Origin of the sequence: Spirosoma endophyticum, assembly GCF_900112365.1 — a bacterium.
Classification (GTDB): Bacteria; Bacteroidota; Bacteroidia; order Cytophagales; family Spirosomataceae; genus Spirosoma; species Spirosoma endophyticum.
This window is the reverse complement of sequence record NZ_FOLQ01000005.1, coordinates 384,015-398,632: the sequence shown is the minus strand read 5'-3', so window position 1 is coordinate 398,632 and position 14,618 is coordinate 384,015. Positions and strand designations below refer to the sequence as shown.

General features: G+C 33.7%; 13 protein-coding genes. All 13 read left to right on the top strand.

Annotation, left to right across the window (positions count from 1 at the left end; genetic code table 11):
• The first annotated feature begins 6 nt into the window (after positions 1-6).
• On the top strand, positions 7-1,365 hold the full coding sequence (locus tag BM202_RS16505; protein ID WP_093827974.1) for a flippase: 1,359 nt from the start codon (positions 7-9) through the stop codon (positions 1,363-1,365).
• Positions 1,366-1,433: 68 nt separating this feature from the next.
• Positions 1,434-2,117, top strand: a complete 684-nt coding sequence (locus BM202_RS16500) for a class I SAM-dependent methyltransferase (protein ID WP_177236603.1) — start codon at positions 1,434-1,436, stop codon at positions 2,115-2,117.
• A 23-nt stretch (positions 2,118-2,140) separates the two neighbouring features.
• Complete coding sequence (locus BM202_RS16495) at positions 2,141-3,079, top strand: hypothetical protein (protein ID WP_093827970.1); 939 nt, start codon at positions 2,141-2,143, stop codon at positions 3,077-3,079.
• Positions 3,080-3,102: 23 nt separating this feature from the next.
• On the top strand, positions 3,103-3,918 hold the full coding sequence (locus BM202_RS16490) for a methyltransferase domain-containing protein (protein ID WP_093827968.1): 816 nt from the start codon (positions 3,103-3,105) through the stop codon (positions 3,916-3,918).
• A 13-nt stretch (positions 3,919-3,931) separates the two neighbouring features.
• Positions 3,932-5,038 carry a glycosyltransferase family 4 protein gene (locus tag BM202_RS16485; protein WP_093827966.1) on the top strand — a complete coding sequence of 369 codons (1,107 nt, stop codon included), beginning with the start codon at positions 3,932-3,934 and terminating at the stop codon, positions 5,036-5,038.
• 72 nt (positions 5,039-5,110) lie between these two features.
• On the top strand, positions 5,111-5,914 hold the full coding sequence (locus tag BM202_RS16480; protein ID WP_093827964.1) for a glycosyltransferase family 2 protein: 804 nt from the start codon (positions 5,111-5,113) through the stop codon (positions 5,912-5,914).
• Positions 5,915-5,975: 61 nt separating this feature from the next.
• Positions 5,976-6,839, top strand: a complete 864-nt coding sequence (locus BM202_RS16475) for a glycosyltransferase (protein WP_093827962.1) — start codon at positions 5,976-5,978, stop codon at positions 6,837-6,839.
• Between the two features lies 1 nt (position 6,840).
• Positions 6,841-7,866 (top strand): glycosyltransferase family 2 protein, encoded by a 1,026-nt coding sequence (locus tag BM202_RS16470; RefSeq protein WP_093827960.1) that lies wholly within the window; start codon positions 6,841-6,843, stop codon positions 7,864-7,866.
• A 361-nt stretch (positions 7,867-8,227) separates the two neighbouring features.
• Positions 8,228-9,553, top strand: a complete 1,326-nt coding sequence (locus BM202_RS16465; RefSeq protein ID WP_093827958.1) for an oligosaccharide repeat unit polymerase — start codon at positions 8,228-8,230, stop codon at positions 9,551-9,553.
• 35 nt (positions 9,554-9,588) lie between these two features.
• The gene (locus BM202_RS16460) at positions 9,589-10,707 is read left to right on the top strand and encodes a glycosyltransferase family 4 protein (protein ID WP_093827956.1); all 1,119 of its coding nucleotides are present in this window, start codon (positions 9,589-9,591) and stop codon (positions 10,705-10,707) included.
• A 145-nt stretch (positions 10,708-10,852) separates the two neighbouring features.
• Positions 10,853-11,995 carry a glycosyltransferase gene (locus tag BM202_RS16455; RefSeq protein ID WP_245776686.1) on the top strand — a complete coding sequence of 381 codons (1,143 nt, stop codon included), beginning with the start codon at positions 10,853-10,855 and terminating at the stop codon, positions 11,993-11,995.
• A 215-nt stretch (positions 11,996-12,210) separates the two neighbouring features.
• Positions 12,211-12,951 (top strand): glycosyltransferase family 2 protein, encoded by a 741-nt coding sequence (locus BM202_RS16450; protein WP_093827954.1) that lies wholly within the window; start codon positions 12,211-12,213, stop codon positions 12,949-12,951.
• Between the two features lie 14 nt (positions 12,952-12,965).
• Complete coding sequence (locus BM202_RS16445; protein ID WP_093827952.1) at positions 12,966-14,207, top strand: WcaI family glycosyltransferase; 1,242 nt, start codon at positions 12,966-12,968, stop codon at positions 14,205-14,207.
• Positions 14,208-14,618: the final 411 nt, after the last annotated feature.

Below are 14,618 nucleotides of genomic sequence, written 5' to 3'. Positions count from 1 at the left end.
TATTACATGAAGAAAGTGTTAAGTAGCTCGCTAAGTGTAACGCACTTTCGGACAATAATTCCATTTAGTAAATCTCTCGTTAATGTAGGGTGGCTATTTTTCGATAAAATATTTCGAATGGCAACCGGTATGATAGTTGGAATATGGCTTGCACGTTACTTAGGCCCTAGTGAATACGGGTTATTAAATTATGTAAATGTATTTCCATTGATTTTAGCTCCTTTAGCATCATTAGGCGTAAACAATATTTTAGTTAGTGAAATACCTATTCAAAATGTTGAGGCTGTAGATAGACTTGTCAGAACAACTGTGAGCCTCAAATTTTTATCGGGATTAATTTCGTTTTTTCTGATCTTAATAGCATGTAATATTATTCATGCATCGAATCAGCAACTAATTTTATTAATTTCAATATCTTCGCTTGGCTTAATCGTTCAATGTTTCGACGCCGTAGACGTTTACTTCCAGAGTATACAAAAGATCCACTATTCCATTATTCCAAAAGTTATTTCTTTTAGTTTAACTACAGCTGTTCGGATATATGGTTTGACTGCACATTATCATTTAAGCTTTTTTATTGCTATATCAATTTGTGATATTTTAATTAGCTATCTGACGATTTACTGGATTTATTTGACCCAGCATGGCCATTCGATTTTTAGTTTTTTATTCGACAAAGCTATTGTTCAAAGGTTGATACAACTTGCTTGGCCATTAATGTTGGCTGAGTTTTTCATTTTTATTTATATGCGTATCGATCAACTTATGCTTAAATACTTAGCAGATAGCCATGAGTTAGGTCGTTATAGTGCGGCATTGCGTTTATCAGAAGTTTGGTATTTTGTGGCTGGCGCTATTACAATGTCGTTTTATCCAAGCATTATTGCACTGCGTGCTCATGACTACAATGGCTATCTTAATCGTTATCAAAAGCTGTTGAATATTCTAGCTGTATGCGGTATTACTATCGGCATTGTATTTTCTATATTAGCAAATGGTATTACGTCAATGTTGTACGGACCAGAATACGAAGGAGTTGGCCCTATTTTGAGTATTCATATCTGGACTGGTCTATTTGTATTTATTGCGGTCGGTACTAATAATTGGTTTATAGTTGAGAACATGCAACGTTTTCTTCTAGGACGTACTATTATGGGGGCTGTTGTAAATGCTGGATTAAATCTTTTTCTTATTCCACTCTATGGTGCTATCGGAGCATCAGTTGCGACATTATTGGCGCAGCTTTGTGCAGCATATTTGACAAATGGGCTCTATAGTAGAACTAAAGAAGTTTTTGAACTTCAATCTAACGCATTATTATTTGTTCCCCGTTTCCTGATTAGTCGCCTGCGTCAAATACTTTAAAATATAATACTAATTTTAATTGTATAAGTATAATTAAAGTTTGCATTTCACTACAAAACCATATGATTATGTTAAAAAAGTTATTTTTCAAATTATTGCCTTATGCATCACAGGTGTCATATAATAATTATAAGATACTTAGTCGTGAATATGGACATTATAAAAGTGCCAAATTGTGGCAAAGTATGGATAAGAATGGACAACCAATTCCTTGGTATTCTTACCCGCTGATTGAATACCTTCAGCAACTTGACTTTAGCCAAAAAACGATATTTGAGTATGGATCTGGCAATTCAACATTATTTTGGGCCAGTCGTAGCAAACATGTGGTCGCTATTGAAGATGATCCAGCTTGGTATGCCCAAATTAAGCCTAAGTTACCATCCAATGTTACCTACTTGTTAGTTGACAACAAAGAAGACTATGTAAAAGCAATTCACCAGTTCTCAACGTCTTTTGATGTTATTATAGTGGATGGTAGCCATAGATATGATTGCATTATTAGTGCAAGACCTCTGCTTTCTAATACTGGTTTTATAATCCTAGATAACGCTGACTGGTTCATTGAAGCTACAGCTTTTTTACGTGGTACCGACTTAATTGAAGTGGATATGGCGGGTTTCAACCCAATAAATGGCTATACCACGGTTACCTCGTTATTCCTTACACGGCAAGTTAGTTTATCACCCGCAAGTGATAAGCAACCCAAAACGCCTATTGGTGGAATTGAACAGTACCTTGATCACAAGTAGTAATTATGTTTAATTAGTAATCAATGGAGATAAATACATCATTTGATGTCCCGGTCTTATTGGTCATGTTTAATCGTCCAACTTTAGCACTGCAAGTGTTTGAACGTATACGAGAAGCTAGGCCGTCAACACTCTATTTAGCTGTTGATGGGCCCCGGCTCAATCACCCTACTGATAATGAAGCAGTTTTAGCGTGTCGTGATATAGAAAATCGTGTCGATTGGCCATGTGCAATAAAGACGTTATATCGAACAGAAAATTTGGGCTGTAAAAAGGCCGTGAGCTCAGCGATCACTTGGTTTTTTGAGCAAGTTGAAGCTGGGATTATTTTGGAAGATGATTGTTTACCTGATTTGACATTTTTTGAGTTTTGCCGAATCCTATTGCATAAATATACTCATGAACATAAAGTTATGCACATTGGTGGTGCTAACTTATATGGGGGCCATAAGTGGGGAGGAGAAACATTTTTTTTCTCTAATATACCTCATATTTGGGGATGGGCTACTTGGCGCCGAGCTTGGCAGCACTATGATGTTAATATGAATAGTTATCCTGAATTTATGCGATCTGAAGAGATTAAAAACGTAATAACTTATTCACCTTCAGTATCATACTGGCAAACCGCCTTTTATGGGACTTATTCGGGTAACATAGATACTTGGGACTATCAGTGGGTATTTGCTATCTGGAAAAATAAAGGACTATCTATTATACCTAACCAAAATCTTATCTCAAATATTGGTTTTGGAGAGTCTGCAACGCATACGTTAAGCAATTCAGAGTTTGCAAATCTGGGAACGATACCACTTGAAACTAAACGAATTATTTTCCCTAAGGCGATAACACTCAACAAAGAGGCTGTCCATTATGCACTTGCTAGATTTTATGCCCCATCATCTTGGTGGAACAAACTTAGATCGATAAAGAATTACTTCATCGGTTATAAAAGCTATATTTAATCTTATCCTTTTTTTGTTAAATTATGAAATGTAAGATATGTTTATCAAATAGCGCTTATTATTTGTCTGTTGAAGTGTTAGGCAAATATAATATTAAGTATTACAAGTGCTCAACATGTCAATTTATACAAACTGAAGATCCTTATTGGCTCTCTGAAGCTTATGCAAATGCTATAACAAAACTGGATATTGGTCTGATTACACGTAATGAATTTATTGTTCCAGTCGTGAAAGCTGTAATAAATAAATGGTTCAATCCTGATGCTCAATTCATAGACTATGGGGGAGGTTATGGTATGTTGGTACGTATGATGCGTGATCGCGGATACAATTTTTATCGACAGGATATTTATTGTGATAATTTGTATGCTCAATTATTCGATGTAACAGACGTACCACCATTTACTGCCGAACTTTTGACTGCTTTTGAAGTATTTGAGCACTTAGTTGATCCAGTAGTAGAATTAGAAAAAATACTTACATTTAGTGATACAGTTTTGTTCTCTACTACTGTACAACCAACTAAAGATGTTAGCCCTGAATCATGGTGGTATTTTACGCCTGAAACGGGACAACACATATCTTTATACAGTCGTGCATCTTTGCAAGCACTTGCTGATCGATTTAGTCTGAACTATAATTGGAATGACCAGAATGTCCACCTTTTTAGTAAAAAAAAAATAAATAATAGATTGTTCAAAGCCATCACACATCCGCGTTGGGGCCATTGGTACAATAAGATCATGGACAAGCATCAAACTTTATTAGAAAAAGATTTTTCATTTGTTCAAAATCGATTGAAAGAAAGTTTTTTACTGGGGAACTTATCAAATAAATAATTCAGTAAAAAATATGGATATTTTTTTTGACCATCAAACATTTACCGAACAGAATTATGGTGGTATATCGCGTTATTTTTCTGAATTAATTGCTGGCATAAATAAAACGGAGAATGATAACGCTTACGTTTCTTTGCTATTTTCTAACAATATTCATATACAAGAAAGTGGTGTAAAAGTAAAACCTTTTCTGGCTGAGCATAATGTCCCTGGTAAGCAAAAGTTCATCCGAGAAGTGAACCATTTATTTTCAATTGCCAAATTACATATAAAACAATATGATGTTTTTCATGCTACGTATTACGATCCCTATTTTATCCCCCATCTGAAGAAGCGTCCCTTAGTAGTTACATTTCTGGACATGATTCATGAGAAATTCTCTGGTCAATTTCCTGAGTTGTCAGATGATGGTGTACTTACGAAGTATAAACAGACTTTGGCCGATCGAGCAGACCGAATTATTGCTATTTCGGAGAGTACCAAAACTGATATAGTAAATTTATTAAATGTCGACCCTACTAAAATAGAGGTAATATACCTAGGTAACTCGCTAAAGCCTTTAGCAGCAGAAGTAACCGAAAAAATAGCCCCTGAGCCATACCTTTTATTTGTGGGGCGCCGAGAACGATATAAAAATTTCAAAGGCTTACTTTATGCAGTTCATCCAATATTAAAGAAATATAAATTGAAATTGTTATGCGCTGGTGGAGGACCTTTTACTAATGAGGAGAATAGCATGATACATTCAGTTGGTGTTAATGAGTTAGTATCACAACTGCCAGTTAACGGTGACAAGTTGTTGCAAAAACTTTATCAACAGGCAACAGCGTTTATATTTCCGACTTTGTATGAGGGGTTCGGAATTCCAGTACTAGAAGCATTTGCTTGCAACTGCCCTTGTATTATTAGTAATCTAAGTTCACTACCTGAAGTTGCGGGTAATGCCGCCTTATATATTGATCCTATATTACCTGATTCAATATCAAATGCTATCGAGCGTTTGTTAAATGAAGGCCAACTTCGTCAGATGTTAATAAAAAAAGGACGCGAGCAATTAAATAATTTCTCTTGGAACCGTACTGTTGTCGAAACTCTTAATCTCTATAAAACAATTATTTGATTAGTAGAAGATTCAAATTGAGTCTTAAAAGCTTTAAGAAATTGCTCTTGGATTGAATATTAAAATTAATCTATGAATAACCCACTCATCTCTGTTATTACAGTTGTATTTAATGCCGGCTCGACATTAGAATTCACGCTTAAAAGTGTTCTTAGTCAGGATAAAGATTTATTTGATTATTGGATTATTGATGGAGGAAGTACAGATGGGTCGATTGATATAATACGAAAATATGAAAGCCAGCTTGCTGGATGGATCAGTGAACCAGATAAAGGAATTTTCGATGCTATGAATAAAGGAATAGATAAAGCGAAAGGTGATTGGCTTTTTTTTTTAGGTGCAGATGATATACTGCCTACTGATGTGTTTGCTAAAATAGCTCCTTACCTTCAACCTAACTTGGCAGTTGTATATGGTAATGTTTTACTTGATAACGGTGCAATTTTTCGTTCTCATATTGGCATAAGATGCTTGTTCGAAAATAGACTACATCATCAAAGTGCATTTTATCATAAGAGATTATTTGATGATTTTCGTTATAATCAAAAGTTTAAAAGTGCTGCTGATTATGAATTGACTCTGAGAATTTACTCACAGAAGCAGCCTTCATTATTCATTCCATACATAATCTCTATTTTTTCTACAGAAGGATATAGCTCTAGTGCTGGAGTTGGAGTTAAAGCTGGAATTACTGATGCTAATAACATAAGAAGAATTTATTTGAAAAATTCCTTCATCAATTTTGTACTTAGCATTTCACTTAAACTATATTATCCGTATATGCATACAAGAGGAAAATTAATAGCTAAATTACGAAAGGTTCTAAAAATGGAGAGGATTAAACCTAACTTAAAAAATGTGCAAGACGGGATTTAATTTTCCAGTATATCTTTTTTTTCCTCACTGACCTATGCTTTCATTTGTATAAGTTTCTACCATGGCATTTGATAAATATAGCATTGCTGGATCAGTTATACTGTACAACTCTAATATGCAAGTAATTAAAAATATACATAGTTATATAGACCAGATAAATCATCTTTTTGTAATTGACAACTCGGAAAAGGTAAATTATGAGCTAGTTGAAAAAATAAAGATGATTTCCAATATAACTTATATTTATAATGGCAGTAACTTGGGTGTAGCCTATGCGTTGAACCAGGCTGCAAATATGGCTATAAGATTCGGATATCAATTTCTATTAACTATGGATGATGATACATACTTTCCCTCTGATGGCATTCAAAAAATGTTGGCTTATGTAAATCAACACGGTATTGAAAAACTTGGTATAATTGCTAGCCAATGTAATCCTCAGCTTTTTGATAATACGGTAAGAATAGTGCCATATACCATAACGTCAGGTAATTTGTTGAACTTATCAGCTTATAAAGAATGCGGTCATTTTATGAACGAATTATTTATTGACTCTGTAGATCATGAATATTGCTTTCGTTTAAAGAAATATGGTTATACTATTACAGAAATAAATAGTATTCAGCTTGACCATAAATTAGGAAAGCAAAAACAGGTAAAGATTTTAGGTTATAGATTGCCAATTTATTGGGGGTCGCATAACCCCTTACGGATTTATTATAAAACTAGAAATGGTATTTTCTCTATAAAAAAATATGAATTGGTAAGCCTAGAGACAAAGTATATATTTTTTAAAGAAATATTGAAAGACTTCTTTAAAATCATTTTTTTAGAGAACAAGAAGAAAGTTCGATTGCTTCTATTTATAAAAGGGCTTCACGATGGGTGGAAAGCTAATTTAGGTAAAAGAACTTTTAAGATGTAACATGCCTAAGGTATATATAATTATACTCAATTATTGTGGTGCATTTGATACTATCTCTTGTTTGGAGAGTGTGTTCAAAATATCGTACCTCAACTATCATATTATACTAATAGATAATTGCTCTCCTGATAATTCTATTGATATTATACAAAATTGGGCAACAGGTAAAGCAATAATAGAAGAACATAATCAATTACTTGATACTTTGGCTAAACCATTTGCTCAGAAACCAATTCAATATCATTTATTCAATGAGGATGATCCGGAGTTATTAAATAAGTTATCAATTCAATGGGATTTAACAATTATAAAGGCTAAATCGAATAGAGGTTTTAGCGCAGGTAATAATTTGGGCCTGAGTTACGCAAAAGCGCAGGGAGATGCAGAGTATTATTGGTTACTTAACAATGATACATTAGTTACAGCTAATTCGTTAAATGAGTTAGTGAAATGCCATCAGCAATATCAAGCGTCTGATAAGATAGGTATTGTAGGCGGAAAGTTATTGTATTACAATGAGCCAAATATAATTCAATGTTTAGGGGGAGGCATTTATAATGAATTATTGGGCTTCATAAGACAAGTGGGTGATGGTCTGCCAGTAAATACAGAACATATTAAAAGCAGTGAACGGCTTGATTACATAAGTGGTGCATGTATGCTCGTAAAGCCTGAATTTGTTTATGAAGTAGGCCTTTTAGCAGAGGATTACTTTTTTTACTATGAAGAACTTGATTGGTGTGCTCGGGGAAGGAAAAAAGGATGGGGTATAAGTTACACTAAAAACGCTATTATTTATCATAAAGTTGGCGCAAGCGTGAATGCTAATTATAAAAAAAAACAGAAAAGCGAAATGTCCGATTATTATAGTGTGCGAAGCAAATTGTTATATGCATCTAAATATAATGGTCTTTTTACAAATTTTATTGTTAGATTAGGGCTTTTGGCTACGATAGCAAACCGAATTTTTAGAGGACAGTTTAAACGTATTTTCACAATTGTTAAACTATGCTTTGCCAAATATTAAATCTAAGGAAGTCGGTTTCTTTTTATTCTTTAGTTTCTAAAATTATTTTTTTTAAGTTTGCTTCAATTTGTTTTTGGATGGATATCAGTGTTAATTATTTAAATCGCTAGTTTTTATAAAGTAAGCCGGTCGTGAGATTGTCTTTTAATAAACAGTAAATTATTAATCATTATGATAAATATTTCCATTATATATTTTATTTTTGTAAAACCTATTTAAAAGATTCGAATTTTATTCATTCTATTTTCGATTTGATATTCTTAACCGAAAAATGTCCAGCATTTATTTTTTAATAAATTTAATAATTTGAATTAACTATTAGATACTTATTAAGATTTTAACGTCTTTCAAATGAATAGTTATGAGATATGTTATAGATATTGATGATTTTTCTCTAATTTTTACCCAAGCAGCTCTTTTCTTTGGTATTTATTTGCTTTTTTTTAAAAGGTATATATATTCTTTGCTGGACCCGCTTTTTATATACGTCTTCACATTATCCTTTTCTAGCGTATTAGTCGTTAACACTTTAGGAGTAACGCAAGGTGAGTTTGCGGTACATTTTTTTTTGTGTCATTCCTTCTTTTTTTTAGGTTTTGCTTTAACAAGTTACAAGTTCCAAGTTAGTAAGACAACGCCGACGATTTTATCGTCGTCCTTTCCTGATTATTATATTTTTAGAATAATTCTATATTTACTTTTAGCGTTATATTTTTTCGCAAATATGGCACTATTTTACACTACTGGATTCGCACTTTTAGCTGATGATCCTAGTAGAGCTAAAGTCGAAAACCCGGAGATTGGCTTTGCAATTCTAACGCAGATTAATATAGGGGTAGGTAGTTTTTTATTTACTGGACTGATTTTTCTGTTATTTTCTAAACCAAAGTATAGTGATGTTGTATTATTAATAATTGTTATATTTTTAAGCTCTCTATCTGGAGCTAAGGGGGCTTTGATATACATTGCAGTTATAATTGGATTTATAACTAATCAACCTCTATTTAAGCAGAATAATAAAATTAGATTGATTATAAGATTCATTACTCCTATTGTTCTTCTTCTTGCAGCGTCTCTTCCTTTTCTCATATATAGAAAAGAGGTTGGGGGTTTAGAAGAATCACTTATAAATTATGTTACAAGATTATTGATGGGTGCAGATTCAACGCTTTATTTTTATCAACCAGTTAACGAGCAGTATTTCGCCCAGTATCATTTTTGGGATTATCCTGCTTATTTATTTAATGGAATTTTATCCTTTTTGAGGATTGTACCAGGTATAGAAGCTAATGGAAATGTTATGATAAGGAACATTATTAATAACTATAACGCTATTGTTGCTGGCCCTAATACTCCCTATTATATAGAGGGACAGATATATTTTGGATATTATGGGGCATTCATTTATAGTGCTTTTGTCGGTACTATTTATGCCTACTCCAGATATAACTTCTTTAATAAGCAGTTCTCTTCTGCCTTTTCTTTTGTTTTAACAGCTTGTATTGCTAATCACCTTAGTGCAATTCCAATGGAGTTAACTTTTGGCGTCTTCTGCGCTTTTCTTACATGTTTTTTTACTTTGCCTGTGTATTTCTTTGTGAACTTTATATTACGCAGTAAGGTAAAATGGAAAGTAAAAAAGAGTAATTTTAGCATTAATTGGCTGCGTAGTAGGAAAACAAACTAAATATATAAGTGAGTGTACATTATTAAACAGTAATCATGACACAGAAAACAATAGTTATTGATGTTCGCATGCTTAATAATTCGGGTATAGGTGTATATATTGAGTATTTAGTTAGAGGCTTAATTTCTGAAAAAAATTATAACATTATATTAATAGGGATTAAAAAAGATATAGAAACTAAGTTTGATAAAAATGCTATTTACAAAGTAATCGACGTGAATTTACCAATTTATTCTCTTAAAGAACAATTCTACTTGCCGTTTTTGATTCCAATGTGCGATATATTCTGGTCACCGCATTACAATATACCTTTATTACCCATACTAGCGAAAAAAAGAATTGTGACTATACACGATACCTATCATTTAGCATACAGTAAAACTTTAAATGTATTCAAGGTTTTGTATGCTAAAGTTTTGTTAAATAGCGCTGTTAGACTCTCTGAAATGGTGTTGACCGACTCAGAATTTTCAAAAAGTGAAATTATTAAATTTACTAATTCTAGAGCAGACAAGATTAGTGTTCTATATGTTGGTATTGATGCTGACAGATTTATTAAAGTTTTAAGTAATAATACTAAGATTGTAGCAGCTCAAAAACTTCACTTACCAGACAAGTTTGTATTATTCGTAGGTAACGTTAAACCTAATAAAAATTTGACAAAATTATTAGAAGCGTTTTTAAAGATAGTTAGAGATCATCCAGAATTACGTTTAGTTATAGTGGGTAAAAAAGAAGGTTTTATTACTGGAGACAAGGAAGTATATAAGTTAATTGAGCAAAATAAACTTTTAAGGTCCCATGTGCATTTCACTGGTTATGTTTCCGTGAATGATTTGCCTTTGATATATAACTTAGCGACTTTATTAGTATTTCCTTCTATTTACGAAGGTTTTGGGTTGCCACCACTTGAAGCAATGGCTTGTGAATGTCCTGTAGTAGCTTCATCAGTAGCGAGCATGCCTGAAGTGTGTGGCAATGCTGCACATTATATAGACCCTTTTGACACAGAGAGTATAAGTAAAGGCATAGATTTGGTGATGTCTGATGAAAAAATAAGATTAAACTTGATTGAGCTTGGCAAAGCCAGAGCTAAAGAGTTTAGTTGGCCCTCAATAATAACTAGATTTATTTCTATTATAAATACAGTTTAACATTCTATAATTGCTTAGATAAGCATTTAATAGTGTCTATATTATATACTAATTATTTTCAAAGTATTGGCTCCGTAAGATCAAGTTGCTTAATTGCGTCATTGATTCTGATTGAATTACTTGAGCGCAAAATTATGTTTTTATTATGGAAATTGCTTTAGTACAAGATGGATTAATGTGTCGGGCAGGAGCTGAGCAAGTAGCTTTATGTTTCCATAAAGCTTTTCCAACGGCGCCCATTTATACGCAGTGTTATCAGCCTAAATTGACATTTTCGGAATTTCGAGATTGTGACATTCGAACGACTTGGCTACAATATATTGCCAAGACAGATGATACAATGAAGAATTTGTTTTTTCCAATGGGTATTTGGGCAATGCAAGCTCATGATTTAACCAAGTTTGACGTTGTTCTTATATCATCGACTCATTGTGGTAAATATATTAAATTGAATCCTTCAGCACTAGTTATTAATTATTGTCATACACCATTTCGGTTGGCTTGGGATCCCACCTCCTACGCTCAATACGTTCGGTCTACAGGTTTTAAACGATTGATTTTTGATAGCGCGGTTAAAATAATGCGGTCTATTGATTTTAAAGCAGCACAGCGTCCAGACTATTATATAGCTAATACGGAAGAAACTGCGCAACGCATTAACACTTTTTATCAAATTAATAAACCTATTGAAGTTATCTATCCGCCTGTTAATACGAAAAAATTTTACGTTTCTGAGAAGCCCAAAGGTTACTTTCTAGTTGTTTCTCGATTAGAATATTATAAAAAAGTAGATTTGGTAGTAGAGGCATTTAATCAATTGGGTTATCCCCTGGTAATTGTTGGTAAAGGTGTACAAGCAAATGAAATTAAGAGTCGTGCGAATCAGAATATAATCTTTATGAGTGGCTTGTCGGCTCAAGAATTAGCGGATGTATATGCTGGTTGTAGGGCATTTATTTTTCCACAACATGAGGACTATGGGATCACACCTTTAGAAGCTAATGCTGCGGGCCGTCCTGTCATAGCTTATGGTGCAGGGGGGGTTTTAGCAACTCAGATTCCTGTTAGAAATGATCCATCCTATTCAACAGGAGTTTTTTTTTCACATCAAACAGTTGATGATTTAATCAATGCGATAAAACAGTATGAAGTATTCGAACAGTACTTCAATCCCAGTTTTATTCGTAAACATGCGGAAACGTTTGATGAAGAAAAATTCATAAGCAAGATTCGAACATTTGTCTTCGAGAAGTACCAGCAACATTTAAATATATCCGTTAAAAACTAGAAGAGTTATTTTACATGTTTGTAATTCTTGTTATTCTAATGATTATGCGTGGTAAAGTATTTGTGTGATTTACTTCAAAAAATCACTTCAAATCTTTAGGTGATTTTGAAAACATTCTTTTTTCTACGAAAATTGTTAGAATATCCAGCTTCTTTATTGTCTTATTAAGTTTTAAATGACTAATTTTTAAAGTTAATTAACCAGTAGGTATTGGAATGACTCGTATTAGTGTTTGCATAGCCACCTATAATGGAGGTCGATTTATTCGAGAGCAATTAGTTTCAATATTAGCTCAGTCGCTACCTGCTGATGAGTTAATTATTTCAGATGATTCCTCTACTGATGATACATTAACTCAAATTCGACAAGTAGCAGATTCACGTATTTTAATATTAACTAATCCTGATCAACGTTCCCCAGTCTGTAATTTTGAAAATGCGTTGCGTTATGCCACAGGTGACATAATTTTTTTGTCGGATCAAGATGATATTTGGTTTCCGAGTAAGATAGAAACAATGTTAGTATATCTGCAAGATTATGATTTGGTTGTGAGTGATTGTGATTTTATTGACGAAGCTGGCAAAGCGTTTGGAAAATCGTTTTTCGAAACCTTTCACTCTGGTCCTGGCATTTTAAAAAATTTTCTGAAAAATACTTATTTAGGAAATTGCATGGCTTTTCGCCGTTCTGTACTTAAACGGGCCTTACCTTTCCCTAAAGAAACACATCGGGCAACCAAGTATCTAATTTATCAAGACGTTTGGCTAGGGTTATTGGCTAATTCCCTTTTTCGGGTGATGTTTATACCTGAAAAATTGTCTGGTTTTCGTCGTCATAACAATAACGCTAGTCCTACAGAAATGACTCTTAAAAGTCCTCAATCATTAGGCAGAAAACTAATTGGGCGCATGTTGCTAGCTTTGGGTTTGCTAAAACAGATTCTTAATATAGCTTGACTTGACTTTACTTCATGCATATTTTACTGTATAGTATTAGCTATTCTCCAGAGGTTGCCGGATCTGGGCGTTTTAATGGGGAATTAGCTCAGTGGCTTGCTGACCATGGGCACTATGTAGATGTGATTACGGCTTATCCATATTATCCGGAGTGGAAAACTAGGGCTGAATACCAAGGTAAAGGTTGGTTTACAGAGAAAGTAGGGAACTTGACAGTGTATCGCACTCCATTATACATACCTAAACGGGTTACTAGTAAAAACCGAATCCTGCATGAGTTATCATTTGCTTTAAGTTCTTTAATTCATTTGTCAAGATTACTATTTAAGCGCTATGATGTTTTGATTGGTGTCTGTCCACCGCTTCAAGCCGGTTTAATGCCGTACATATTTAGCCGACTTAAGCGGTCCCCATTCGTATTCCATATTCAGGACTTACAAGTTGATACAGCCAGAAATCTAGGGCTAATTAAAAACAAACGCTTACTAAACTTCTTAGCTGGAATAGAACAATACTTATTACGTAACTCTGACTTTGTATCGAGCATAAGCGAAGGTATGAAACGTAATATTCTCTCTAAAGGAACGCCAATAAAGCGATATCGTATGAATGAAAATTGGGTGGATATAGATACATTTGCTCCCTTGTCTATTCAAGAATCACTTCGATCGGAACTAGGATTCAGTACAACCGATAAAATTGTGCTTTACTCAGGTAATATAGGTGAGAAACAGGGCTTGGAGATTCTGATTGAGGTTGCTAACTATCTGATTCAATATGCTAATATAATACTTGTAATTGTGGGTGAAGGAGTTGCTAGAAAAAAATTAGTACAGCAAGCGGAAGATAAGGGATTGAAAAATATACGTTTCTTGCCGCCTGTTCTTTACGCAGATCTACCTCGGATGTTGTCTATGGCAGATATACATCTGGTAATTCAAAAACGAGCTACATCTGATTTAGTTATGCCCTCTAAGTTAGTAAATATACTAGCTGTAGGAGGGGTAGCTATTGTTTCTGCTAAAAGAATTTCATCACTCAGTAGTGTTATTGTTGATAATCAGTTAGGTTGGGTTGTTGAACCAGAGGAGAGTGAGGAACTCGCTAACACAATTCTTAAAGCTTTAAATTCCTCAAAATTGGACTATTATCGCTTTAATGCTCGTAAATATGCCGAGAAAAACTTGAGTAAAAAGGATATCTTGTCCCGCTTTGAAAATATGCTTTCTGAACTTATATGCAATAATCCACGCTGAGCGATTATCCCCTGTGTCCTGTCAACTCATATGAATAGATTGATAAATTGTCTTTGGTGTTTATCTTAAGTGAAGTAGTGGCGAGTGCAAGAAATATAAACCTACTGGGTATTTTGCACTTTTCGACTACTTTATATAGCTTAGACTTCAGTAAGACAATAGCTATCGAGCGCCATTCCTAGTAGGAGTCCAATGTGAGTGAGTTCTCTAAACTGGCAAAAACGTATTTATTGGTTAAGGAGATCAGGGAGGTGTTCGAAGTCATGGCTTACTTAGGCTACCACCAATGAAGATTGAACTTTAGAGGGCTTTCAATAAAATTCTAATTTATTAATATGGTAATTACTAAATATAGATAATATATTTACTCATTATTGTATTTCAACGGTTACTTTTTTTTGAGCAAATGTT